Origin of the sequence: Frateuria hangzhouensis (assembly GCF_026410505.1) — a bacterium.
GTDB lineage: Bacteria > Pseudomonadota > Gammaproteobacteria > Xanthomonadales > Rhodanobacteraceae > Frateuria_A > Frateuria_A hangzhouensis.
On sequence record NZ_JAPMIU010000001.1, the window covers coordinates 277771 to 302066 of the forward strand.

The 24296-nt window shown below is 65.8% G+C and carries 25 protein-coding genes; 9 read left to right on the top strand and 16 right to left on the bottom strand.

The features are described from left to right. Positions 1–18: 18 nt before the first annotated feature. The 8 genes from OSC30_RS01230 to OSC30_RS01265 all read left to right on the top strand — a co-directional run bounded on the left by OSC30_RS01230 (position 19) and on the right by OSC30_RS01265 (position 8333). Positions 19–831: a lytic transglycosylase domain-containing protein gene (locus OSC30_RS01230; protein WP_267170003.1), complete on the top strand. Its 813-nt coding sequence runs from the start codon at positions 19–21 to the stop codon at positions 829–831. Positions 832–952: 121 nt separating this feature from the next. Further along, positions 953–1360: a TrbC/VirB2 family protein gene (locus OSC30_RS01235; RefSeq protein ID WP_267170004.1), complete on the top strand. Its 408-nt coding sequence runs from the start codon at positions 953–955 to the stop codon at positions 1358–1360. Further along, complete coding sequence (locus OSC30_RS01240; protein ID WP_267170005.1) at positions 1353–1661, top strand: VirB3 family type IV secretion system protein; 309 nt, start codon at positions 1353–1355, stop codon at positions 1659–1661. The genes OSC30_RS01235 and OSC30_RS01240 overlap by 8 nt, the downstream gene beginning before the upstream one ends. Before the next feature lie 50 nt (positions 1662–1711). Next, positions 1712–4192, top strand: coding sequence for a VirB4 family type IV secretion/conjugal transfer ATPase (locus OSC30_RS01245; protein WP_267170006.1), 2481 nt, complete (start codon positions 1712–1714; stop codon positions 4190–4192). Positions 4193–4224: 32 nt separating this feature from the next. Continuing rightward, positions 4225–4998: a hypothetical protein gene (locus tag OSC30_RS01250; protein ID WP_267170007.1), complete on the top strand. Its 774-nt coding sequence runs from the start codon at positions 4225–4227 to the stop codon at positions 4996–4998. Positions 4999–5065: 67 nt separating this feature from the next. Next, the gene (locus OSC30_RS01255) at positions 5066–6190 is read left to right on the top strand and encodes a TrbL/VirB6 family protein (RefSeq protein WP_267170008.1); all 1125 of its coding nucleotides are present in this window, start codon (positions 5066–5068) and stop codon (positions 6188–6190) included. 52 nt (positions 6191–6242) lie between these two features. Then, complete coding sequence (locus tag OSC30_RS01260) at positions 6243–6569, top strand: hypothetical protein (protein WP_267170009.1); 327 nt, start codon at positions 6243–6245, stop codon at positions 6567–6569. 39 nt (positions 6570–6608) lie between these two features. Further along, a complete protein-coding gene (locus tag OSC30_RS01265) occupies positions 6609–8333 on the top strand; it encodes a type IV secretory system conjugative DNA transfer family protein (protein WP_267170010.1) in 1725 nt (574 codons plus the stop codon). On the opposite strand, the gene lpxK is transcribed toward OSC30_RS01265, so the two are convergent. The 14 genes from lpxK to OSC30_RS16910 all read right to left on the bottom strand — a co-directional run bounded on the left by lpxK (position 8330) and on the right by OSC30_RS16910 (position 21628). Then, the gene (lpxK, locus tag OSC30_RS01270) at positions 8330–9316 is read right to left on the bottom strand and encodes a tetraacyldisaccharide 4'-kinase (protein WP_267170011.1); all 987 of its coding nucleotides are present in this window, start codon (positions 9314–9316) and stop codon (positions 8330–8332) included. The two genes, OSC30_RS01265 and lpxK, sit on opposite strands and share 4 nt — an antisense overlap. 11 nt (positions 9317–9327) lie before the next feature. Continuing rightward, positions 9328–11103: a lipid A export permease/ATP-binding protein MsbA gene (msbA, locus tag OSC30_RS01275; RefSeq protein WP_267170012.1), complete on the bottom strand. Its 1776-nt coding sequence runs from the start codon at positions 11101–11103 to the stop codon at positions 9328–9330. Next, complete coding sequence (locus OSC30_RS01280) at positions 11100–11528, bottom strand: ExbD/TolR family protein (protein WP_267170013.1); 429 nt, start codon at positions 11526–11528, stop codon at positions 11100–11102. Before OSC30_RS01280 ends, msbA begins: the two co-directional genes overlap by 4 nt. A 7-nt stretch (positions 11529–11535) precedes the next feature. Continuing rightward, entirely contained in the window at positions 11536–12177 is a 642-nt protein-coding gene (locus OSC30_RS01285; RefSeq protein WP_267170138.1) for a MotA/TolQ/ExbB proton channel family protein, read from the bottom strand. Between the two features lie 115 nt (positions 12178–12292). Then, positions 12293–14599: a DNA internalization-related competence protein ComEC/Rec2 gene (locus tag OSC30_RS01290; RefSeq protein WP_267170014.1), complete on the bottom strand. Its 2307-nt coding sequence runs from the start codon at positions 14597–14599 to the stop codon at positions 12293–12295. 267 nt (positions 14600–14866) lie between these two features. Next, the gene (gene lolD / locus OSC30_RS01295) at positions 14867–15586 is read right to left on the bottom strand and encodes a lipoprotein-releasing ABC transporter ATP-binding protein LolD (RefSeq protein WP_267170015.1); all 720 of its coding nucleotides are present in this window, start codon (positions 15584–15586) and stop codon (positions 14867–14869) included. Further along, on the bottom strand, positions 15579–16823 hold the full coding sequence (locus OSC30_RS01300) for a lipoprotein-releasing ABC transporter permease subunit (RefSeq protein WP_267170016.1): 1245 nt from the start codon (positions 16821–16823) through the stop codon (positions 15579–15581). The genes lolD and OSC30_RS01300 overlap by 8 nt, the downstream gene beginning before the upstream one ends. Positions 16824–16983: 160 nt before the next feature. Continuing rightward, positions 16984–17409: a hypothetical protein gene (locus OSC30_RS01305; protein WP_267170017.1), complete on the bottom strand. Its 426-nt coding sequence runs from the start codon at positions 17407–17409 to the stop codon at positions 16984–16986. Then, positions 17381–17620, bottom strand: a complete 240-nt coding sequence (locus OSC30_RS01310; protein ID WP_267170018.1) for an FAD assembly factor SdhE — start codon at positions 17618–17620, stop codon at positions 17381–17383. The genes OSC30_RS01305 and OSC30_RS01310 overlap by 29 nt, the downstream gene beginning before the upstream one ends. A gap of 244 nt (positions 17621–17864) precedes the next feature. Next, positions 17865–18644, bottom strand: coding sequence for a succinate dehydrogenase iron-sulfur subunit (locus tag OSC30_RS01315; protein ID WP_267170019.1), 780 nt, complete (start codon positions 18642–18644; stop codon positions 17865–17867). Positions 18645–18723: 79 nt separating this feature from the next. Beyond that, positions 18724–20511: a succinate dehydrogenase flavoprotein subunit gene (gene sdhA, locus OSC30_RS01320; protein ID WP_267170020.1), complete on the bottom strand. Its 1788-nt coding sequence runs from the start codon at positions 20509–20511 to the stop codon at positions 18724–18726. A gap of 5 nt (positions 20512–20516) precedes the next feature. Beyond that, positions 20517–20912, bottom strand: coding sequence for a succinate dehydrogenase, hydrophobic membrane anchor protein (sdhD, locus tag OSC30_RS01325; RefSeq protein ID WP_267170021.1), 396 nt, complete (start codon positions 20910–20912; stop codon positions 20517–20519). Further along, entirely contained in the window at positions 20909–21304 is a 396-nt protein-coding gene (gene sdhC / locus OSC30_RS01330) for a succinate dehydrogenase, cytochrome b556 subunit (RefSeq protein WP_267170022.1), read from the bottom strand. The genes sdhD and sdhC overlap by 4 nt, the downstream gene beginning before the upstream one ends. A gap of 81 nt (positions 21305–21385) precedes the next feature. Beyond that, entirely contained in the window at positions 21386–21628 is a 243-nt protein-coding gene (locus OSC30_RS16910) for a DUF1674 domain-containing protein (protein ID WP_425474717.1), read from the bottom strand. Between the two features lie 39 nt (positions 21629–21667). On the opposite strand from OSC30_RS16910, the gene ygfZ reads away from it, so the two are divergent. Then, positions 21668–22459 carry a CAF17-like 4Fe-4S cluster assembly/insertion protein YgfZ gene (gene ygfZ, locus OSC30_RS01340; protein WP_267170024.1) on the top strand — a complete coding sequence of 264 codons (792 nt, stop codon included), beginning with the start codon at positions 21668–21670 and terminating at the stop codon, positions 22457–22459. A 97-nt stretch (positions 22460–22556) separates the two neighbouring features. Here ygfZ and OSC30_RS01345 read toward each other — a convergent pair whose 3' ends face one another. Then, positions 22557–22895: a tRNA-binding protein gene (locus OSC30_RS01345; RefSeq protein ID WP_267170025.1), complete on the bottom strand. Its 339-nt coding sequence runs from the start codon at positions 22893–22895 to the stop codon at positions 22557–22559. Next, entirely contained in the window at positions 22892–24181 is a 1290-nt protein-coding gene (locus OSC30_RS01350; protein ID WP_267170026.1) for an NAD(P)/FAD-dependent oxidoreductase, read from the bottom strand. Before OSC30_RS01350 ends, OSC30_RS01345 begins: the two co-directional genes overlap by 4 nt. Between the last annotated feature and the right edge of the window lie 115 nt (positions 24182–24296).

Sequence of the window (24296 nt, forward strand, 5' to 3'; positions counted from 1 at the left end):
CCGACGAGGAACCAAGGGATGGTCCCCGCACTCAATCCGATGTCCTGCCCCGACCTGGCGGTTCCGGCCGAGGTCATGCAACACGTCGTCCAGGTCGAGTCCGGCGGCAACCCGTTCGCCATCGGCGTCGTTGGCGGCCGGCTCGAGCGCCAGCCACGCAAGCTCGAGGAGGCCATCGCCACCGCACGCATGCTCGAGTCGAAGGGATACGATTATTCGCTCGGCATCGCCCAGATCAATCGCGGCAACCTTTCACGCTATGGGCTCGAATCCTTCGAGAAGGCCTTCGACGCCTGCACCAACGTCGCCGTGGGGGCACGCATCCTGGCCGAGTGCTACAGCCGGTCCGACAGCGACTGGGGCAAGGCCTTCAGTTGCTATTACTCGGGCAACTTCACCGCCGGCTACCGCGATGGCTACGTGCAGCGGGTCTTCGCGTCGCTCGGAGGCGGCGTGCCCGACAGCTCGGCGCCGATAACCGTCCACCCGCAGGCGACGGAACACCCTTCCGGCCACAGAACCCCGGCCGCGCGCGCCGGGAAGCCCGGCAGTGCCGCCTATCGCGTCTCGATCCGTTCGGTGGCCATCGACCCGACTGGCGGCGCGCTGGTGTCCGCCCCCACGGGAACGACCGCTCCTGCGCAAAGTCCCGCGCCCGACACGATTCCATTACCCGCGATTCCCAAGGCCACCGACACCATCGCCTCGGCATTCGTACCCCGCGTGAGCGGCCCCGGCGATCGACCCAATGAACCTCTCGTTCCTGCGGCACCCACGGGAGCGCCGCCTCCACCGGATCAGGAGATAGCCGATGCCGCGTTCGTCTTCTGACCCGTGTGCCCGAACACGCATGCCCTTGTCCCGAATCCGGCTGCCCGATGGGAAGCCATCCATGAAGCGCCCATGGCCCGATGGCCGCTGTTGCCAACCCGTCCCACGAGGAAAAATCAAGATGGCCAAGAACCTGCCTGCCAACCCGAACGCCCGCCACCCGATCCGCAGCGGAGCTGCCCTGTTCATCGCCCTGGCGATGTGCCTGGCGTTGGCGCTGCCCGGCATCGCGCTCGGCCAGGACGTCACCGACACCATTGCCACCACCTGCGGTTTCGCCAGCAGCGTCAACAAGATCCTGAACGCGATCTCGATCATCGTCGTGACCATCGCGATCGTCTTCTCGGGCTACCAGATCGCCTTCGCCCACAAGCGCATCTCCGACATTTCTCCCGTGCTGATCGGTGCGGTGCTGATTGGCGCCGCGGGCCAGATCGCCAAGATGTTCCTTGCCGGCAGCACCAGCGCTTCGGGCGCCACCGCGTGCACGGCCAGCCTGGTCACCCACGTACTCAATTTCTATGCATAAGGATGCATTGTTTCGCGGCTGCACCCGCCCGCCCATGTTCATGGGCGTGCCCTACGTGCCGTTCTTCATGGCCGCGGGCGGGTGCATGTTGCTGGCGATGTATTTCAACCTGTTCTTCCTGCTGCTGATCCCGCCGGTGATCTTCGTGATGCGCCAGATGGCGCGGCGCGACGAGATGATTTTTCGCCTGCTCGGGCTGCGCCTGCAGTTCCGCACCCGGGTCAAGAACCTCGGGGAGAACGACGGCATGTGGGTGTTCACGCCCAACATCCACCGCGGCCAGTCGAAGGCCAATCCGTAACGTCACCGCCGCCCTGGTTTGCCGACCAGGGCGGCCACCGGAACCTGCACATGTCCAAGCCCGCCTTCCTGCCCGATACCCCCATCAGCGAGCTCTTGCCGCTGTCCACCCACGTGTCGCCCACGGTGCTCAAGACCACCGGCGGCGACTTTCTGATGGTCTGGCGGCTGGGTGGCTTGCCCTTCGTGGGGCGCGAGGAATGGGACCTGGAGCATCGCCATGCCACCTTCAACCGCATGTTGCAGACCCTGCGCGCGCCCGATTTCGTCAACGTCGCGTTCTGGATTCACGATGTGCGCCGCCGCCGGCGCATCGCCGACCGGGGCCGTTTCGTCCAGCCGTTCAACCAGGCCCTGTCGGAGGCCTATTACGAAGCGCTGTCGAGCCAGAAGCTCATGCAGAACGAGCTCTACCTCACGATGCTCTACCGGCCCGTGGTCAGCGGGAAAAAATTGGCCGAGAAGCCGAGCGACGTTAGCCGGCTCGAGGCCGAACAGCAGCAGGCCGTGGTCACCATCCTGGAGCTGGCGGGCAACGTCGAGGCCGTACTCAAGGACTACGCGCCCCACCGCCTGGGCATGTACGAAGCCGCCAACGGCGTGGTGTTCTCCGAAGCGCTGGAATTCTACGGCTACCTGCTCAACCGGCTGGACGAGCCCGTGCCAGTGCTGCCCGCACCGGTCTACAACTACCTGCCGGTAAGCAAGCAGCGATTCTCCGCCAAGACCGGCGATTTCGTGGTAACCACGCCGCAGGGCGTCAATCACTTCGGCGCCATCCTCAACATCAAGGAATACACCGACGGCACCTACCCCGGCATCCTCAACGGCTTGAAGTACCTGGGCTTCGAATACGTCATCACGCACTCCTTCAGTCCCATGGGCCGCCAGGATGCCCTCAAGGCGCTGGACCGCACCAAGGGCATGATGGTGTCCTCCGGCGACAAGGCGTTCAGCCAGATCGCCGAGCTGGACCTGGCGATGGACCAGCTGGCGTCGGGCAATTTCGTGCTGGGCGAGTACCACTTCACCATCGCCATCTACGCGCCGAGCCAGGAAGCGCTGTCGCAGCAGATCGCCGCGACCCGCGCGGAGCTGTCCAACGCCGGCTTCGTCTCGGTCAAGGAGGACCTCGCCGTCACCGCCGCCTTCTACGCGCAGCTGCCAGGCAACTGGAAGTACCGCACCCGCCTGGCCAACGTCAGCTCACTGAACTTCCTGGGCCTGAGCCCGCTGCACAACTTCGCCATGGGCAAGCGGGAGAACAACCCCTGGGGGGACTGCGTCACCACCCTTCAGAGCACCAACGGGCAGCCTTATTACTTCAACTTCCACGCCACCCATCCGGCCGAGAATTCGCTGGGCGAGAAGGCCATCGCCAACACGATGGTGATCGGCAAATCCGGCACCGGCAAGACCGCGTTGATCAACTTCCTGCTGAGCCAGGTGCAGAAGTTCGAGCCGGCCCCGACCATCTTCTTCTTCGACAAGGACCGCGGCGCGGAGATCTTCGTGCGCGCCTGCGGTGGCAATTACCTTGCGCTGGAAAACGGCAAGCCCACCGGCTTCAACCCGTTCCATTGCGACCGGACCGAGGCCAACGTCCAGTTTCTGGCCGACCTGGTCAAGGTGCTGGCAGGCAAGAGCGTTTACAGCTCGCGCGAGGAGGAGGACATCTTCCGCGCCGTCGAGAGCATGCTCGACACACCCATGCGCCTTCGCAGCATGACCAACTTCCAGAAGAGCCTGCCGAACCTCGGCGACGACGGCCTGTTCATCCGCATGCGCAAATGGACGGCCGGCAATTCGCTGGGCTGGGTGTTCGACAACCCGGTCGACACGATCGACCTGGAGAAGGCCAGCATCATCGGCTTCGACTACACCGAAATCATCGACAACCCGGAAGTGCGCGCGCCGGTCATCAACTACTTGCTGCACCGCCTGGAGGCGCTGATCGACGGCCGACCGCTGATCTACGTGATGGACGAATTCTGGAAAATCCTCGATGGCAAGGGGGGCCTGAAGGAGTTCGCCAAGAACAAGCAGAAGACCATCCGTAAGCAGAACGGTCTGGGGATCTTCGCCACGCAGAGCCCCGAGGACGCGCTGGCCAGCGACATCGCCGCAGCCCTGGTCGAGCAGACGGCCACGATGATCCTGTTGCCCAACCCCAATGCCAGCCGCGAGGACTACATCAACGGCCTGAAGCTGACCGAAGCCGAATACCAGGTGGTTGTCAGCCTGGACGAGCGATCCCGTTGTTTCCTGGTCAAGCAGGGCCACGCCAGCGCTGTCTGCCAGCTCAACCTGCGCGGCATGGACGACGCCCTGGCGGTGATCTCCGCCTCCACCGACAACATCGACATCATGCATCGGGTCCTGCACGAATGCGCCACCGCCAAGGGCGTGCCGGCCGATGCCTTGCGTCCCGAGCAATGGCTCGAACTGTTCTATGCAAGTCGCAAGGGCAGCGGCAAGGGCCGGTCCCATGCATCGCCTGCGGCCGGCGCAGCTTTCGCAACGGCCCATTGATTGATCCACCGTCATTACGAGAGGAAAGCGCCATGACCCACGTGCTCCCCCACCCGATGCGGCCGCGCCTGTGGGGCCAGGTCGCCCTGATCGTGGCCATACTCGGCGTTTCCATCGACGCGCCCCGGGCTCAGGTGCTGGTTACCGACCCCACCGCCATCGCGGCGAACGAGGAGGGCTTCAAGTCGCAGCTGGTCCAGAGCATGGCCGGGTACACCAGGCAAGGCCTGCAATTTGCGAAGCAGGTGGAGCAGCTCCAGCAATTGCTCATGACCGTAAAGGGCCTCGGCACCAATATTTCCTTTTTCTCGGCCAAGCTCGAACCGATCACCGACCCGACTGAACTCATTGACCAGAATTGTCCAAGTGCCTCCGGTGGTTCCGTAATCGGCAGCCTGCTGACGTCCGCCGCGTCAGCTATCAGTGATCAAACGCCTATCACGGTAGCCCAGCAGCAGATTTGCGCGAACATCACGGTGCTTCAAATCGACCAGTACAACCGCACGGTCAACATCGTCAATCAATTGGACCAATACAGCGGGACGTTGCAAAAGCTCAACAAACTGGCCAATCAAGTGAACACGCTCGGAACAACAAGCGGCGCGACTACCCAGGCTGCCACTCTCGACGCGACAACGTCCTATGCCACGCAGCATTGGCAAACGGCGATTGCGGGAGACCAGGCCATTATCGATGGTCTCAACAAGCAACAATCGATCCTGGCAAAGACGGCGTTAAGGGGACAAAACGTCTTGGGGACCGTGGTGCAGGCGGCCGCCCTGAAATCAGCGCTCTCCATCGATTGATAGACACGGGCAAATCCACGCGCGTGTGGAATGAGCGGCCCGGCGCAAAAGAAAGGAATCAGGCGCAATGCCAACAAACCTCGCCGACTTTGTTTACTTCAGGCTGGTTTATGACTACCTGACTAAACAGATCAACAATTTCGGAATGAATCTCATGGCGTCCTTCATGACGTGGGCGAGTGCATTGGCACTGCTCATGGTGACGCTATGGATCATGATCCAGGGCTACCGCCTCATCACCGGACAGTCGCGCGAATCGCTGATGGCCATGGTGATGAACATGACGCGTGTCGTCATCATCGTCACCGCCGCCACCACCATGTCGGTCTTCGGCTCCAATCTGCATCGGCTGTTCACCACGGACCTGAGTACCGGCATCAACCAGCTTTTCACCGGTAGCGACGAGACCGCTGCGGAAACCATCGACAAGAACCTTGCCTGGACCCAGCTTGCGCTGGGCGCGATCGACGCGGTGCAGGTTGCGCCCGGTGATTTTGAGACAACCAAGCGCAAGGCTCACGCCATGCTCATTGCTGGATTGGGCACCGCCAGTCCGCCGATGGCAGCCGGGGCGATGTTGCTGCTCTACCAGACCACCATTGCCCTGTTCATCGGCTTGGGGCCGCTGTTCATCCTTTGCCTCATCTTCGACCAGACCAAAGATCTCTTCCGCAAATGGCTGCTGTACGGCATTGGAACGATCTTCTCCATGGCCGCCCTGGGTTTCATCAGTTCGCTGGTGCTGCAACTGACCTTGCGCGTGGCGGCCGCATTCTGGTCGGCGAACCTGATCAACCAGTTGACCGGCTTAAGTAAGGAAGGGCTGTCCAGCCAGGCGCTGCAACAAGGCGGGATTGGACTGTTGATGACCGTGCTGATCATCAGCGTACCGCCACTGGCCGCGGCATTCTTCCAGGGGACCGTGGGCAGCTTCATGCATTACTCCGCCTTTGGCGGTGGCCCCGGCAGCCGTCCCGGGCCGCAGGGACAACCGCCGGGTTCCTATGTCGGATATGTCATGTCGCATGCACAACACCCCATCCATGCGGGACAGCCGGGCGTTCGCCCGCAAGCCGCCTCCGGCCTGCACGGCAGGCCCTCGCCGGTTTCCGGCGCACGCGTGACAACCATGTCGCCTGTCATCCACGACGAGGCCATTCCCGTTCGCCCACATCCGCAATACCGGGTTTGACCATGAGCATCACCCTAGCGAAATCTGTCTCAACAAGCGCCGGAGGAACGCCTTGAAACTACGCATCCGCTCCATTCTCCTGGTGGTCGGCACCGCCGCTACTGGCCTTACCACGGCTTCCGTCCGCGCCCAGAGCGTGGATCCTTGCAATGTCTACACGTGCATGGCCGGCATCTCCGGCGCAGGTACAACCGGCGGCCCCGGCTGTGTACCGGCGACGACGTATTTTTTCAGTCTCGTCGTATTCGATCCGTTCTTCGATGCCGCGGCGACCTCGCAGTTGCGCAGGACGTACCTCATGACCTGCCCGGGTGCCAACGTCGCCACCAATGCCGCGTTGCTGAACGCCATCATCGCCGAATGGGGCGCAGTGCCTTAGGCGGCGAAGCAGACCTCTTCCCATGGACAAGCTGAGCTCATGATCTTGCGCAACAAGGCCATCGTCGCCTCCTTGGCTCTGGCGCTCGCTGTAGTTGCCGGGCTCTACGCATCCGGCTGGCTGGTCGTGGCGCTTCTGGATGTGCGCGTGCCACTCGATGCAGCCACCTACGGCCATTACCTTGTGGCGATCGGCAGGCCCGAAGTCGAACCCTACGCAGATCGCATCAAGCTCGCCGGTGGAGTGGGCTTCGGCCTGCCTCTGGCGGCCTGGGCGGTAATGCTCTACTTCATGTTCAGGCCGCGAGCACGCTCCACCCATGGCGATGCCCGGTTCGCCGCCCGAGGAGATCTGGCCCGGCTCGGCCTGCTCAACCAGGATCCGACCGGTATCATCGTGGGCAGGTTCGGCCGTCAGTTCCTGCGCATTCCCGGCACGCGCCACGCCCTGCTGGCGGCGCCGACGCGCAGTGGCAAGGGTGTCGGCGCGGTAATCCCGAACCTGCTCAGTTACCACGGTTCGATGGTCGTGCTGGACATCAAGCAGGAGGCCTTCGACATCACCTCCCAGTGGCGTTCGAAGCTCGGCCCCACGTTCTTGTTCAATCCGTTTGCCGAAGACCTGCGCAGTCATCGGTGGAATCCGTTCGCTTATGTGCGTCCCGGCGCGGTCTACCGCACCTCGGACCTGCAGGCCATTGCCGATTGCCTTTACAAGGACCCGCCCAACCAGGACCCGTTCTGGGCAAACATGGCCCGCTCGACCTTCGTCGCGACGGCCAGCCTGTTGTTCGACTGCTGGGTGGACGGGGTCGACAAGGGATTCGACAAGAAAGACGGATACCCCACCCTGGGCGCCGTCTACCGCCTGCTCTCAGGTGATGGCAATGACTTGAAGGCACACCTGAAGACCGTGCTCGAACACCCGCATATCAGTCCGGGGACGCGCACCGCGTTTGCCAACATCACCGCCCTGGCCGATCAGACCTTCACTTCGGTGATCGCGAGCACGCAGGCGCCGCTGCTGATCCTGGCCAATCCGATCCTGGACAAGGCCACGTCCGGCAACGACTTCTGGCTACCAGACCTGCGCCGGAGGGTGCAGTCGATCTACGTCGGCATTTCGCCCAGCAAGCTTACCGAGGCGGCCGGGCTGCTCAACCTCTTCTTCAACCAGGCGATCAAACTCAACGTGGGCGTCACCCCGGACAAGGACCCCACGCTCAAGCACCAATGCCTGTTCATGCTGGACGAATTCACCGCACTCGGGCGGGTCGACGTCATGGTCGATGGCGTGGCCTATTTCGCCGGCTACAACGTGCGCGTGTTCTGCGTCATCCAGTCGTTGTCCCAGCTCGACGCGGTGTATGGCCCGGAAAAGGCCCGCAGCATGATCACCAACCTCGCCTGCCAGGTGATCTACACACCACGCGAGCAGCGCGACGCCAACGAATACAGCGAGATGCTCGGCTATACCACCGAGCGACGGCGCCAGCGCACCCGTTCCAAGGGCGGATTCGGTCAAGGCAGCAGCGTGTCCTATGCGGAAGTGGAAGAGAAGCGCGCCCTGATGCTGCCGCAGGAGTTGAAGGGACTCGACCCCAGGAAGGAGATCGTGTTCATCGAAGGCACGCCGCACCCGATCCGCTGCGACAAGATCCGTTACTACGAGGATGGCTACTTCAAACCGCGGCTGCTGGGTGCCGCAAGCGTGCCCCGCCTGGCGATGGAACCCGAGCAGCGCGAAGCGGAAACGATCGGCTAGCTGGCGGCCGTATGGCTGGTCTTGATGCGGCCGGCAAGCGCTTCGAAGAACTCCCGCGGCAGCTCCGCATGCACCGGCACCCGCCACCAGCCCGGCTGCGCGAAACGCCGGCACTTGATGGCATCCTTGTCGGTCATCAGCACCGGCAGGTCGTCACCGAAATGGAAGTCGGCCGGGATGAAGGCGTGGTGGTCCGGGAAGGCGTGCTCGATCGGCAATATGCCGTAGGCGCGCAGGCTGTCGAAGAAGCGTGCCGGATGGCCGATGGCGGCCACGGCGTGTACGCGCTGGCCGGTGAAGGCGGTCAATGGCTGGCAGGTATCGTCGCTGAGCGAGCAGGCCTCGCCGCCCTGCAGTTGCATGGGATAGGCCCCCATGCGTTCACCACCGTTGCAGACGCGCATGTCGGAGGTGACCAGGCGCATCAGTGGCTCGCGCAGCGGGCCGGCCGGCAGCAGGCGCCCGTTGCCGAAACCACGCACGGCGTCGATCACGCAGATTTCCACGTCGCGGGCCAGCCGATAATGCTGCAGGCCGTCGTCGGCAATGATCACGTCACAGCCGGCGCCGATGAGCAGCCTGGCCGCTGCCGGGCGATTGCGGCCCACGGCCACCGGGATGCCCTGGGTGCGGATCAGGCTCGGTTCGTCGCCGACCTGCTGCGGATTGGGTGACTCGTTGAGCAGCAGCGGCTCGCGCTGACGTCCACCGTAGCCGCGGCTTACCACCCCAGGGGTAAAACCGCGCTCACGCAGTTCCCTGGCCACCGCGATCGTGAGCGGCGTCTTGCCCGTGCCACCCGCGGTAATGTTTCCAATGACCACCACCGGCACCGGCAGGCGCACGGTTCGTCGCCAGCCGCGTCGGTAGAACGTGCGGCGCAGGCCGGTCACGCCGCCATAGAGCCACGCCAGCGGATGCGTCCACAGCGGCGTACGGCGTTCGCCGTACCAGGCTTGTTCGAGCTTCTGCGCAAGCGCCATGTGTGGACGCCTCAGCCTTCTTCCTGCTCGTGGAACTGCATGCGGTGCAACGCCGCGTACTGTCCGCCCAAGGCTACCAGTTCCGCGTGCGTGCCACGTTCGACGATGCGCCCCTGGTCCATCACGGCGATCTGGTCGGCATGTTCGATGGTCGAAAGTCGATGCGCGATGACCAAGGTGGTGCGATCGCGCATAAGCCGCTGCAGGGCCTGCTGGATCAGCCGTTCCGATTCGGTGTCCAGCGCGCTGGTGGCTTCGTCCAGCACCAGGATCGGCGCGTTCTTGAGGATCGCCCGGGCGATCGCCAGGCGTTGGCGCTGCCCGCCGGAAAGCATGCCGCCACCCTGCCCGATCGGGCTGTGGATGCCTTGCGGCATGCGCTGGATGAACTCCATCGCGTTGGCCGCTTCGGCCGCGGCGACGATGTCCGCTTCGCTGGCGCCGGCCAGTTCGCCGTAGGCAATGTTCTGCGCCACGGTGCCGTCGAACAGCACCACGCTCTGCCCCACCCAGCCGATCTGGCGACGCAGTGAAGCGAGCGTGTAGTCGCGGTAGTCCGCGCCGTCGAGCACGATGTGCCCGGCGCTCGGCTCTTGGAAGCGCGGCAACAGGCTGACCAGGCTGCTCTTGCCGCTGCCCGAACGGCCGACCAGGGCCGTTACCGTGCCCGGCGCGCAGTGCAGCTCGACGCCACGCAAGGCTTCGGTCTCGCTGCGCGGGTAGCGCAAGTGGATGCCTTCGAAGCGCAGGTCGCCGCGGGTGCGCTCGAGCATCTGGCATCCGCTGTCCTGCTCGGGCGGCAAGTCGATCACCGCAAACAGATCCTCTGCTGCGGATACGCCGCGCTGGATGTTCGCCTGCACGCCGGCCAGCCGTTTGAGCGAGGGCATCATTGCGCCCATCGCCGTGAGTACTGCGATGAATACGCCCGGCGAGATGTGGTCGATCGCCCCCGGCCGTGTGCCGAGGTAGACGAGCACCGCCAGCGCGAAGGCCGCGGTGGTCTGGATGGCGGTGCTCGAATAGGCGTTCGTGGCGGCGATCTTGAGGTTGAGCCGGCGCGTGTGTTGGGTCACCTGGTCGAAGCGCTGTGCCTCATGTGCCTGTCCACCGTAGATGCGCACTTCCCGATGCGCACCCACCGACTCGTCCACCGTGCCGGTGACCGAGCCCATCGAGCCCTGGATGCGCCGGCTGATGGCGCGATAGCGGCGGCTGACCACCGTGGCGATCAGTACCACGGCGGGAATCATCACCAGCAGGGCCAGCGTGAGGTAAGCGCTGTTGTGCAGCATCACGTAGGCCATGCCGATCACGGTGACGCCTTCGGTCACGGTCACCTTCAGCGCATCGGTGGAGGCTGCCGCAACCTGCTCGCTCGTGTAGGTGATGCGCGAGATCTGCTGGCCCGAAGGTTCGGTGCCAAAGAAGGTGGCCGGCAGGCGCAGGTAGGAGGCGAACACGTCCCGCTGGATCGCCTGCACCACGTTGCGGCCGATGTAGGCGATGCCATAGCTGCTTACGAAGGTTCCCATGCCGCGTACGGCGAAGATCCCGATGATCCAGATCGGCATCCAGAAAATCAGGAAGGGGTCCTTGTTGGCGAACAACTGGTCCAGCATGGGACGCAGCAGGTTGGTGAACACGGCCAGGCCGGCACCATCGACCGCCATGCCGAGCACCGCGATCATTCCTACCATCCACCAGCGCCGCGTATAGCCGAGCAGCCGCTTGTAGACGCGCAGCGTTTCGGCGTCCCAGACGGCGACCTTGCCGGTTGCCGTCAACGCGCGGCCCCCTGGCTGGGCGTGGTGGCGATCGACAGGTGCGAGAAGCCGAGCTGGCCCAGTGCGTCCATCGCCGTGACCACGCTCTGGTGAGGCGTCATGGCGTCGGCCCGGATGGTCACCGGACGGTCGTGGTCGTCGCCGGCCACGCGGGCGATCGCCTGCTTGAGCGGATCGATGCCCTCGCCCATCACCTCGTCGCTGCCCACGTAATAGCGGCCATCGCGATCGATCATCATGGTCAGCGCCGGGGCGTGCAGGTCACGATCCGCGGCGCTGGCCTGAGGCAGCGTGACCTGCAGGCGCGAGTGCTGCACGAAAGTGGTGGTCAACACGAAGAACATCAAAAGCGTCAGCAGCACGTCGATCAGCGAGATCACGTTGATCTCGAAATCGTCCTGCCGGCGGTCGGAACCAATACGCATGCGTGCCTCAGCCTGCGCTGGTGGCAGCCGCCGCGGTGCGACGCGGACGCGCCGCGGCCGCCGGCGTGCCGGTCAGGTCATCCAGTAGCGCGGTGGCCTGCTTCTCCATATCGATGCAGTAACCGGCCACCTTGGAGCGGAAATAGCGGTGCAACACATAGGCCGGGATCGCCACCACCAGGCCCATGGCCGTGCAGATCAGCGCCTCGCCGATGCCACCGGCCATCTTGGTCGGGTCGGCCATGCCGCCGCCCATCACCTGCATGAACATGCGGATCAGGCCGATCACGGTGCCGAGCAGGCCCAGCAACGGGCCGATCAGCGCGATGGTGCCGAGCGTGTTCAGGTAACGCTCCATGCGATGCACCACGTGGCGGCCGGTGTCCTCGATGCGCTCCTTGATCTGCTCGCGCGGGCGGTTGCGCACGGCCAGCGCGCCGGCCAACAGTTCGCCCAGCGGCGAACCGGCGGCGAGCGCCTCCAGGTGGGCCGGGTCGAGCTGGCCGCTTCGCGCCCACTGGCGCACTTCCGCGCCAAGCCCATCGGGCAGCACGGCCTTGCGGCGCAAGGTCCACCACCGCTCCAGCACGATCGCCAGGGCCACCGCCGAACAGATAAGGATGGGCGCCAACGCCCAACCGCCAGCCATCAGAATCTCAAGCACTGCCTAACTCCCGCCAGGGCAACTTCGCAAGGGGAGGCGGCATCATAGCAGTCCCTTCACAGGGTTCCGCGGCGCGCTTGGCAGTTGCAAAAACGACCGTTCACTCACGCCAGTAGCGGGGGTGGCGCTGGCGCCAGGTGACTTTCACGGCGGGCTCGACAGTGGGCTGCGCGACGACCTCGATGGCTCCGCGCGTGGCGGTGTTCAGCAGCGGCACGCCGGCGTCGGCGTAGCGCTGGACCACCAGCGGGTGCGGATGGCCGAAGCGATTGTGCCAGCCGGCCGAAACCAGCGCCAGCCGGGGCGCCGCGGCGGCAATGAAGGCCGGGTCGGACGAGTGCCGGCTGCCATGGTGAGGCACTACCAGCACCGTGGGCCGCTCCGGCCCGATGGCGGCGGCCACGGCAGGCTCCACACGACTGCTGATGTCGCCGGTCAGCAGCAGGCGCCCGCCTGCACCGTCCACGGCCAGAACACAGGAGCGGTCGTTGCGCCGTCCCGCGGGATGCGGCGACGGCGACAACATGCGAAAACCGACCCCATCCCAGTGCCACGCCTGCCCCGCCACGCAGGGGTGCATCGGTACCTGCATGCGCCGGGGCTCCCCGGCAAGGCGCGCGGCATGCGGGAACGCCTTGGCGACCGCCGGTGCGCCGCCGGCATGATCGTTGTCCGCATGGCTGACCGCCAGCAGGTCGAGCCGGTCGATGCCCAGCGCATGCAACGCCGGCACCACCACCGCATCGCCCAGGTCGAAACCGGACGGGTAGCGCGCGCCGGCGTCGTAGACCAGCGCATGGTGGCGGGTGCGCACGACCACCGACAGGCCCTGCCCCACGTCCAGCACCCAGGCCTGGAAGCCGCCCTCGGCCGGAGGATGCGACACCGGCCAGACCAGCGGCAGGAACAGCAACAGGCCCAGCCCGCGCAGCGGCAAGCCGCGCGGGGCGAACAGCCATAAGGCGCCCAGCGTAGCCAGCAGCAACGCCCACGGCCCCACCTCGGGCAGGTACCAATGTGCGCCCGGCCAGCTCGCCATGCGTTCGAGCAGCCACCATTGTGCGTGCACGAACACCGCGGCCAGCTTCAGCACCGGCGCTGCGGTCGGCGGGGCGAGCAGGAGCAGCAACATGCCCAGCAGCGCGCAAGGCACGATCACGAAACTCACAAACGGCACGGCAATGAGGTTCGACAAGGCGCCGACCAACGAAGCTTCGCCGAAGAACCACAACGTCAGCGGCAGCAGCGCCACCGTCATCACCAGTTGCCCGGCGGTCAGCTCGTGCAGAAATCCGCGCAGGCCCTGCGGACGCGCATTCAGGCAGAGCATCAGGAAGGCCACGCCGATGAAGGACAGCCAGAACCCCGCCGACAGCACGGCCAGGGGGTCGGCGATCAGCATCGCGACCATCGCCAGACCCAGAGTCTGCGCGCCGCCGATCGCGCGGCGGCTGCAACGGGCCAAGGCCACCACCGCGATCATCAGCAGCGTGCGCACGGTCGGCAGGCCGAAGCCGGCCAGCGCGCCGTACAGGCCCGCCGCCAGCAAGGCCGCGGCGGCCTGGGCCGGCAGGCGCGGCAAGCGCAGCGCCAGGCCTGGCCCAAGCAGGTACAGCAGGCGCACGAGCGCGATGCCGAACAGCGCGGCCATGCCCACGTGGAATCCGGAAATGGCGATCAGGTGCGACACGCCGTTGCCGCGCGCCACTTCCCAGTCGTCCTGGCTCAGTCCGCGCGTATCGCCGATGGAGAACGATTGCAGCAGCGCCGCGTCGTGAGGATCGGCCACGCGAGCGGCAATGCCGCGGGCGATGCGCTCACGCACGCCATCGACGCATCGCGCCGTTCCCAGCCACCGGTTGATGCCCTTCGCACGCACGTAACCCGTGGCGGCGATGCGCTTCTCCAACGCGCTGCGCTCGCTGTCGTAACCGCCGGGGTTGAGTAGGCCGCGCGGCCGCCGCAGCCTTACGTGCAACTGCCAACGCGAGCAGGCGGGCAAGGCGGGCGCGTCGTCGTACCAGCTCAGTCGCACGCGGCCGTGCAAGGCTACCGGTTTGCCATCAAGCGTTGCTCGATCGACGTGCAACATGAAGCGGGTAGCGTCTTCGCGTACCTGCGGCAGGCCGGACAGCGTGCCGGAAACATCGAAGTCGCGCCGTTCCAGCTCGCGCGGCAGCCGCAGGTCGAGCGCGAGCGTGCCGCGCCAGATGGCCCAGGCCACACCCAGCAGCACCAACGCGGGCACGCGCAGTTTGGGCCAGCGCAGGCTGGCCCAGAACATCACCAGGCCGGGCAATGCCCCCCAAGCCGGCGGCGGCAAGGCCGGCAGCCATTGCACGGCCGCCACGCCCAGCAGCAACGCGATTCCGGTTGCCGCCGCACCGGGCATCCGTGCCTCGTGCATTCCACCCTCCCATGGCGAGCGTCCAGCCTAGCGGTGGACAGGCTTCGGGAGGGCTGAAATGTGTGTAGGGATCGGCTGGTTCGGGCCAAGTCGTCCCCATCCGTTCTCTGGACATCCTCCCGCGTAAACGGGAAAAGGACCGCCAGTAGAACGCGCGTCGCCGCATCGTCCCTGCGCACCGCGAACAATGGCAGCGAGACGCCCGGTAACGGGCCTTCCCCGCTCTGCAAGGGGAAGGTGCCTACAGGCGGATGGGAGAGGCCCGCCTCAACCCAACGCCGCGCGCGCCTTTTCCTGCAGCACGCCGTTATGCAGCTCCAGCGTACGATCCATCTTGTTCGCCAGCCGATGGTCGTGGGTGACCAGGATGAAGCTGGTGCCGACCTCGCGATTGAGCTCGAGCATCAGTTCATAGACCTGCGCGGCATTGCCCTCGTCGAGATTGCCGGTGGGCTCGTCGCCGAGCACGCAGGCGGGGCGGGTGACCAGCGCGCGCGCCACCGCACAGCGCTGGCGTTCGCCGCCGGACAGCTCTGCCGGCTTGTGCTCCTCGCGCTTGCCCAGCCCGACGCGCTCCAGCAACACCCGCGCCTGGCGCTGCGCTTCCTCGATGGCCACGCCGCGGATCAGCAGCGGCATGCACACGTTCTCCAGTGCGGTGAACTCGGGCAGGAGGTGGTGGAACTGGTAGATGAAGCCCAGTGAACGGTTGCGCACGCGGCCGCGTTCGGCGTCGGAAAGCCGGGACAGGATGCGGCCTTCGACCTCCACCTCGCCGCGGGTCAACGTGTCCAGCCCGCCGATGATGTGCAGCAGCGTGCTCTTGCCCGAGCCGGAGGCGCCGACGATGGCCAGCGTCTCGCCCCGCTTGAGGGTGAAGCTGACGTCCGCGAGGACGTCCGTCTTCAGATCGCCCTCCTCGTAGGTCTTGGCGATCCCGCTGGCGCGCAGCACGATGTTGTTGTCCATGGTCGAGGGCTTATTCATAGCGAAGCGCCTGCGCCGGCTGCGTGCGCGAGGCGCGCCACGCGGGATAGAGCGTTGCCAGCAGCGAGAAGATGAAGGTGACCAGCGTTACCCAGCCGACGTCGCTGGCGACCAGCTTGCTGGGCACTTCGCTGATGTAATAGACGTCCGGCGAGAGGAAGGTGACGCCGGTGAGGTGCTCGACCCATTTGATGATGGCCGGCAACTTCCATGACAGCAGCGAGCCCAGGCCCACGCCGAAGCCGATGCCGACCACGCCCACCAGCACACCCTGCACCATGAACATGCCCATGATGCTGCGCGGGGTCGAGCCGAGCGTTCGCAGGATCGCGATGTCGGCCTGCTTGTCGGTAACCAGCATCATCAGCATCGAGATCAGGTTGATCACCGCGACCAGGATGATCAGCGACAGGATGATGAACATCACGTGCTTCTCCATCGAGATGGCGGAGAAGAAGTTGGCGTGGCTGTCCATCCAGGTCTGCACGACGTAGAACTGGCCCAGGGTGCTGGCCAGCTCCCTGGCCACGGGACGGGCGTTGAACATGTCGTCAAGCTTGAGACGGATGCCGGTGGGGCCGTCCAGGCTGCGGAGCTTCTCGGCGTCGTGCATGTTGATCATGGCCAGGCCCGAGTCGAACTCCTGCATGCCAAGCTCGAAGATGCCGACCACGTGGAAGCCGCGCAGGCGCGGTACGCTGCCCATCGGCGTAGCGCGGAATTCCGGCACCGCCATGGTCACGCGGTCGCCGACCGTAACCCCCAGCGTCAACGCCAGTTCCCTGCCCAGCACGATGTTCCAGCTATCGGGCTTGAGCTGGTCCAGGCTGCCCTGGACCATATGCGTATTGATGTCCGAGACCTTCGGCTCCTGGCTCGGCTCGATGCCGCGCACCAGTGCGCCACTGGGCCGGCGCGCCTGCAGGAAGGCTTCCATCTCCACGTAGGGCGCAGCGCCTCTGACATGCGGGTTGGCCTCGGCAATGTGCACCGCGCGCGGCCAGTCGCGCACCGCCTCGCCCGGGAGGCCCGACACGGTGGCGTGCGAAATGGCGCCGAGGATGCGCGTGCGCAATTCGGAATCGAAGCCGTTCATCACCGACATCACCGTGATCAGCGCAGTCACGCTGATGGCGATGCAGACGATGGAGACAGTGGAGATGAAGGAGATGAACTGGTTGCGTCGTTTGGCGCGGGTGTAGCGCAGGCCGATGAACAGTTCGAGCGGTCGGAACATGGGCGGTCGCTTTTTCCAGTCGGGGGGCGGGCCGCCCTGTCGATGCATTATCGGGTATTCACTCGGACCGTGCCCAAGGTGAAAAGTGCCACGCAGGCATGGGGACGCCCTTGAGGTTGATCGCCATGCGTGGAGATGGCGGTCGCGCCCAAGGGCGCTCCTACAGAATCTCGGCGACCGGAGAATGCGCGGCCAGGCGCATGCGCAGCCGGCGGCGGATGTCCGGGTCGCTGTTGTCCGGTGCCAGCAGCAGGGTTTCGGTCGTGTGATCGGTCTTCAGCCGCAGCAGCACGCAACTGCCGATCACGCGATGGGAGCGCAGCGTGGCCGGGAGCTGGCTGCGGTCGGCCCGGTAGACAGCCCAGCCGTCCGGCCCATAGCCCAGGCCGGCAATGCCTGAGCGCCCCGAGCGGCGCGCGCCGGCAACGGCCAGCATCGACGTGCCTGCCACCAATGCCATTTTCAGTCCGGAAGGTGCGCCGCTCAGTGCGATGGCGACGAGAGCGAGCGCGGTGACAATGGCCAGCAACCTGCGGGGCAGGTGCGAGGGCCGGTAGTCAAAGCCGATGGCGGGCGCGGATGTCATCGATGATCGCCTGCCAGTCAGCGCGCGGGGCCTGCGCGTGGCCCATGATCCAGTCCCACAGATCCGGGTCCTGGGTGTCGAGCAGTTGGTCGAAGGCCAGTTGTGTCGCCGTATCGGCGCTGGCGTAGCGCTCGTCCAGCCATCCGCCCAGCAGGGCGTCGAGTTCGCGCGTGCCGCGGCGGGCACGCCAGCGCAGGCGGGCGAGGCTCATGGCAACGCGAGGCGCGAAGCGCCAGCCTTGGCTCCCTCTCCTCTGCGGGGAGAGGGTTGGGGTGAGGGACGGGGCTCGCGGGAAAAGTGGGACTGAGCCTCGACGCGCTTTGCAAAATGCGCGGGCGCCGAGATCTCAGCGCGTTCCGGCTGCACCGCGACGGCTCTAATGGAAGTGTGTCGCAAGAGTGTCCCCTCACCCCAACCCTCACCCCGCAGGGGAGAGGGAGCTTGGTCTCCGGATCCTACGAGCGGCGCTCGACCATCAGTTTCTTGATCTCCGCAATCGCCTTGGCTGGGTTCAGACCCTTCGGGCAGGTGCGCGCGCAGTTCATGATGGTGTGGCAGCGGTAGAGCTTGAACGGGTCTTCCAGGTCGTCCAGGCGCTCGCCGGTGACTTCGTCGCGGCTGTCGGCGATCCAGCGGTAGGCCTGCAGCAGGATGGCGGGGCCGAGGTAGCGGTCGCCGTTCCACCAGTAGCTCGGGCAACTGGTCGAGCAGCACGCGCACAGGATGCACTCGTAGTAGCCGTCGAGCTGCTTGCGGTCCTCCGGCGACTGCAGGCGCTCGCGCGCCGGCGCCGGGCTCTGCGTGCGGATCCACGGCTTGATCGAGGCGTACTGCGCGTAGAAGTGCGTCAGGTCCGGCACCAGATCCTTGACCACCGGCATGTGCGGCAGCGGATAGATCTTCACCTCGCCCGAGCCGCAGTCGCCGATGGCCTTGGTGCAGGCCAGCGTGTTGGTGCCGTCGATGTTCATCGCGCAGGAGCCGCAGATGCCTTCACGGCAGGACCGGCGCAGCGTGAGCGTCGGGTCGATCTCGTTCTTGATCTTCAGCAGCGCGTCCAGAACCATCGGGCCGCACGCGGCCAGGTCGATCTCGTAGGTATCGACGCGCGGGTTCTGATCGTCGTCCGGACTCCAGCGATAGACCTTGAAGGTCTTCGGCTTCCTGGCGCCCTTGGCCGGGTAATGCTTGCCGGACTGGATCTTGGAATTTTTTGGTAGCGTGAACTCTGCCACGGTGACCTCACTTGGCCTGTGCGCTCATCCATGAGCGCGAGAATCAAAAAGCGGCCATCCATGGCCGCACTCTGAAATATCAGTAGACGCGCTTCTTCGGCGGCACCACGTCGACCTCGTCGGTCAGCGTGTACATGTGCACCGGGCGGAATTCGAAGCTGGCCTGGCCTGCGTCGCTGAGGCTGACGAGGGTGTGCTTCATCCATTGCTCGTCGTTGCGATCGGGGAAATCCTCGCGCGCATGCGCGCCGCGGCTTTCGGTGCGCTGCTCGGCCGAATGCATGGTGACCACGGCCTGCGCGAGCAGGTTGGACAGCTCCAGCGTTTCGATCAGGTCGGAATTCCACACCAGCGAACGGTCGGTGACGCTGACGTCCTTGAACGAATCGAACACCTCGGAGATGTGTCGCTTGCCCTCGGCCAGCGTCTCGCCGGTGCGGAACACCGCCGCATCCTTCTGCATGGTTTTCTGCATCTCGGCACGGATCTGGGCCGTGGGCTTGCTGCCCTTGGCGTAGCGCAGCGCGTCGAAACGCCCCAAAGCCTTGTCGAGGATGCTGGCTGGCAGATCCTTGTGCAGCGTGCCCGGCTGCACCAGCTCGGCGCAGCGGCCGGCCACGGCGCGGCCGAACACGACCAGGTCGAGCAGCGAGTTGGAACCCAGTCGGTTGGCGCCATGCACCGACACGCAGGCCGCCTCGCCAATGGCGAACAGCCCCGGCACCACGGCATCGACGTCGTCGCCCTTCTTCTGCACGACTTCGCCGTGATAGTTGGTCGGGATGCCGCCCATGTTGTAGTGCACGGTCGGGATGACCGGGATCGGCTCCTTGGTCACGTCCACGCCGGCGAAGATGCGCGCCGATTCGGCGATGCCCGGCAGGCGCTCGTGGATCACGTCGGCGCCCAGGTGCATCAGGTTCAGATGGATGTGGTCCTTCTCCGGACCGACGCCCCTGCCTTCGCGGATCTCGATGGTCATCGCGCGGCTGACTACGTCGCGCGAGGCCAGGTCCTTGGCGCTGGGTGCGTAGCGCTCCATGAAGCGCTCACCCTCGGAGTTGGTGAGGTAGCCGCCTTCGCCGCGCACGCCTTCGGTGATCAGGCAGCCGGCACCGTAGATGCCGGTCGGGTGGAACTGCACGAACTCCATGTCCTGCAACGCCAGGCCGGCGCGCAGCACCATGCCGCCGCCATCACCGGTGCAGGTGTGCGCCGAAGTGGCGCTGAAGTAGGCGCGACCGTAACCGCCGGTCGCCAACACCACGGCGTGGCCGCGGAAGAAGTGCAGCGTACCTTCGTTGAGATCGAGCGCGAGCACGCCGCGGCAGACGCCGGCCTCGTCGAAGATCAGGTCGATCGCGAAGTACTCGATGAAGAACGCCGCGTCATGCGCCAACGCCTGCTGGTAGAGCGTGTGCAAGATCGCGTGGCCGGTGCGGTCGGCCGCGGCGCAGGTGCGCTGCGCGGTACCCTTGCCGTAGTGCGTGGTCATGCCGCCGAACGGGCGCTGGTAGATCTTGCCTTCCTCGGTGCGCGAGAACGGCACGCCGTAGTGCTCCAGCTCGATAATCGCGGCCGGGGCCTCCTTGCACATGTACTCGATCGCATCCTGGTCGCCGAGCCAGTCGGAACCCTTGATGGTGTCGTAGTAATGGAAGCGCCAGTCGTCCTCGCCCATGTTGCCCAGCGCGGCGGAGATGCCACCCTGCGCCGCCACGGTGTGCGAGCGGGTCGGGAAGACCTTGGTGATGCACGCGGCCTTCAGACCCTTCTCGGCCAGGCCGAAAGTGGCGCGCAGGCCTGCGCCGCCGGCGCCAACCACGATCACGTCGTACTTGTGTTGCTGAACCTTGTAGGCTTCCATCGAACTCACGCTCCCAGGGCGATGCGCAGCACCGCGAGCACGCCGGCCAGGGTGGCCAGCACGGCAATGAACTTGATCGCCATCAGGAGCGTCGCTTCCTTCCAGCGGGTGTGGACGTAATCCTCGATCACCACCTGCAGGCCCAGCACGGCGTGCCAGAACGCGGTGACGACGAAGGCGATCAGCAGCACGGCGTTCCAGGGACGGGCGACCAGCTCGCGCGCGGTGGCATAGTCGGCGTGCAACATGCGCAGCACCAGCGTGACCAGCCAGATACCCAGGGCGACCAGGGCGACGGCGGTAACGCGCTGCACCCACCAGTGGCTCACGCCGTGCTGGGCCGAGCCCAGGCCGCGGGCCTTCTTCAGCGGGCTGCGGTATTCCTTCGGATAAGCGCTCATGCGGCGGCTCCCAGGGTCAGCACGTAGGCCCACGCGGCGATGGTCAACAGCAGGCTGACGATGATCGAGCTCCAGCTCGATCGCACGAATTGCACGATCTCGTAGCCGTAGCCGCCATCTTGGATGAGATGCCGGATGCCGTTGCACAGGTGGTAGAACAACGCCCAGCTCCAGCCGACCAGCAGGATGATGCCGACCGGGCTGCCGACGAAGGCGGTGAAGTGGCCGAAGCGCTCCTCGCCCCCGGCCAGCGCCAGCAGGCCCCAGGCGACCAGCAACAGGCCCACCGACAGGGCGATGCCGGTGGCACGATGCAGGATGGAAGTCATCATCTGCACCTGCCATCGATAGACGGAAAGGTGGGGTGAAAGCGGTCGTCGCGTGTCTGCCATGGCGGCTATCCGTGTGGTGGAATCGCTGGCTGCGATCGCCCGCTTCCCATGTCCGTGCCGGCTCGCGCCGCCACGGGCGGGTCAGAAGTCGATGCAGCGCCCGTTCTTTTCCCAATCGCCGTAGCGGGTGGGGTCCGGCGCCGGACGCTCCGGTGCCGATCCGCCTTCGACCGGCCGCACGGGCACGGCCTTGCTTCCCGCGGGCGCGGGAGCCGGGGTGGATTCGGTTTGGGAGGAGGTCTCGGACATAAGTAAAGCCGCAGAAGCGTAATACGCGTCAACGTGGAAGCACAACCTTGACGCTGCGCGAAAACCGTTGTCCATGCCTTGCCTTCGCGCCCGCCATCCCTTATCTCATGCGCCATGCCAAGCACCTATCCCGCCGAGCTCGTCTCGATCGAAGGCCCTGACGCGATCGCCTTCGCGCAGTCCCAATTGAGCAGCAACCTCGCTTCCCTTGCCGACGGCCAATGGCAGTTCAGCGCCTGGCTCGACGCGCAGGGACGCGTGCGTGCGCTGTTTCACCTGGTGCGCCTGGATGCGCAGCGCCTGCGGTTGTTGCTGCGCGGTGGTGAGGCCGGCGCGTTGGCCGGCGAGCTGCAGCGCTACATGTTCCGCGCGAAGGTGCGCGTCGCTGCGTTGCCGGCGCAACAACTGGCCACCGTGGATGCGATGCCGCTGCATGCGGCCATGGAACAGGACGATATCCTGTTGCTCGGCTGCGGCTCACACGGTCTGAGGCTCGTCGCGGACGGCGACGACGACTGGCGCCTGCCGCAACTGCGCGCCGGCTGGCCATGGCTGGTAAATGGCACGCCCGGCGAATTGCTGCCGCCGTGGCTGGATCTGGGCGCGCTCGGAGCCACCGCGCTGGACAAGGGCTGCTATCCCGGCCAGGAGATCGTCGCGCGCCTGCATTACCGCGGTGGCAGCAAGCGACAGCTGCACCGCCTGGCACTGTCGCGCGCCTTGCCGCCGGGCAGCGTGCTGGACGTCGACAGCAAGGCATCGATCCACATGCTCGACGTGGTACCGGTGAACGTGGCAGCCGAGGCGCTGGCGGTAGTGCACGAAAGCACTCTGGGCGCCCTGAGGTCCGGCATCGAGGTCACGCACGATGGCCTGCCGGTGTCCATGCAGGTGATCGCTCCTTGATCGCTCCTCCGTTGCAGGAGGGAGCCCCAACCGCCCACCGATGCCGGCCGGGCAACCGCTGGAGCCAACTCTGCGCAGTCGCCCCCGGCGGCGTGACTTATGCCAGCCTGGCTCCATTGGGCACCGGGCGCTCCACCGTGGTGACGACCACACCCGCCTCGGTATGGAAGCCGGTCAGCAGAAACTGCGAGCGAACCGGCCCGATCTGCTTTTCGGGAAAGTTGAGTACGCCGACGATCTGCTTGCCGATCAACTGCTCGGGCGCGTAGAGCGCTGCGATCTGGGCGCTGGTCTTGCGCTCGCCATAGGGTCCGAAGTCGGCCCACACTTTCCACGCCGGCTTGCGTGCCTCCGGAAAGGGCTCGACCCGCACGATGGTGCCGGCGACGATCAGGATTTTCTCGAAATCCGCCCAACTGATCTCTTCCACGCTCATCCTTCCAGCCTCGTTTTCAACCAATCCTGCCATTCGGCCCGCCAATAGGCCGCCTGTGCGCCCAGGAAGCCCAGCGGGCGATATGTAGGCGCCAGGCCGTAATCGGTGAACTCACGCCAGGCCGGATCGCTTTCGGCGATCGCCGCGGCCAGCAGTTCGCCCGCCGCACAGGTCGAACTGAGGCCATGCCCGCCGAACGCCTGCGCCCACCACAGCCCGTCCTCGCGCCCGCCGATCTGCGGCATCTGGTGGCGGGCGTAGCTCATCAGCCCGGACCAGGCGTAGTCGATGCGCACGTCGCCGAGCTGCGGGAACACCCGCAGCAGATCGCGCCGCAGCAGCCGCTGCACGGCGCCCGGAGCACGATCGAGCACCGAGATACGGCCGCCCCAAAGCAGACGGGTGTCGGGCAGCGGACGGTAGTAGTCGAAAGCGAAGCGGGTGTCGTAGATGGCCGCGTTTGTGTCCAGGCATCCGGCCAGCCGCTCACCCAGTGGCTCGGTCACCATCACGTAGGTGGCGATCGGCAGGATCGCGCGGTCGATCCGCCGCTCCAGGCCCGCCAGGTAGCCACCGCAGGCAAGCACCACCTGCTCGGCCAGCACCTCGCCATGGGCAGTCTGCACCCGCCAGCGGCCGCCTTCCCGCTGCAGCCGCCGTACGCCGCTATGTTCGTGGATGCGCACGCCCTGCCCCGCCGCGGCACCGGCCAGGCCGATCGCGTAGTTAAGGGGATGCAGATGCAATGCGTCGCGCTCGAACAATCCATCGTGGTAGCGCGTGCTGTGGATGCGCTCGCGCAACTCGGTTTCGGGCAGCCATTGCCATGTCACGCCATAGCGCTCGGCCAGCAACCGCTGGCGTGACCGCAGTACGTCCGGATCGCGAAACCAGTTGGCCCAGATCACGCCCTGGTCGACCGCATCGCAGGCAATCGCGTAGTCGGCCACGCGGCGGCGGATGCGATGCACGCCCTCGATCGTGCGAGTGAACAGCGCCCGCGCCCGGGTCTCGCCCAGCTGATCGAGCAGGGACTGTTCGCCCAGCGAGTAGCCGGCGAACACGAAGCCGCCATTGCGGCCTGACGCACCGTGGCCAATCTGCTCGCGCTCCAGCAACACGACATCGCGCAGCCCGCGCTCGGCCAGTCCCAACGCCGTATTGAGCCCCGCAAAGCCGCCACCGATCACTGCCACGCGCACCTCCTGTCGGCTTTCGAGCGGCGCATACGGAGCGTACGGCGTGGCCGTGGCGCGGTAGTAAGAGATGGCGGGCGACGGCGTCATGGGATCGGGCCGGTCGGGCGACGGCTGAGCATATCGCGGCACAAGCTGCTGTTCGACCGAAACCGCGGATGCGGCCGAATTGAAGGAACCCGCTTGCAGGCGATGCTCTCGCCTG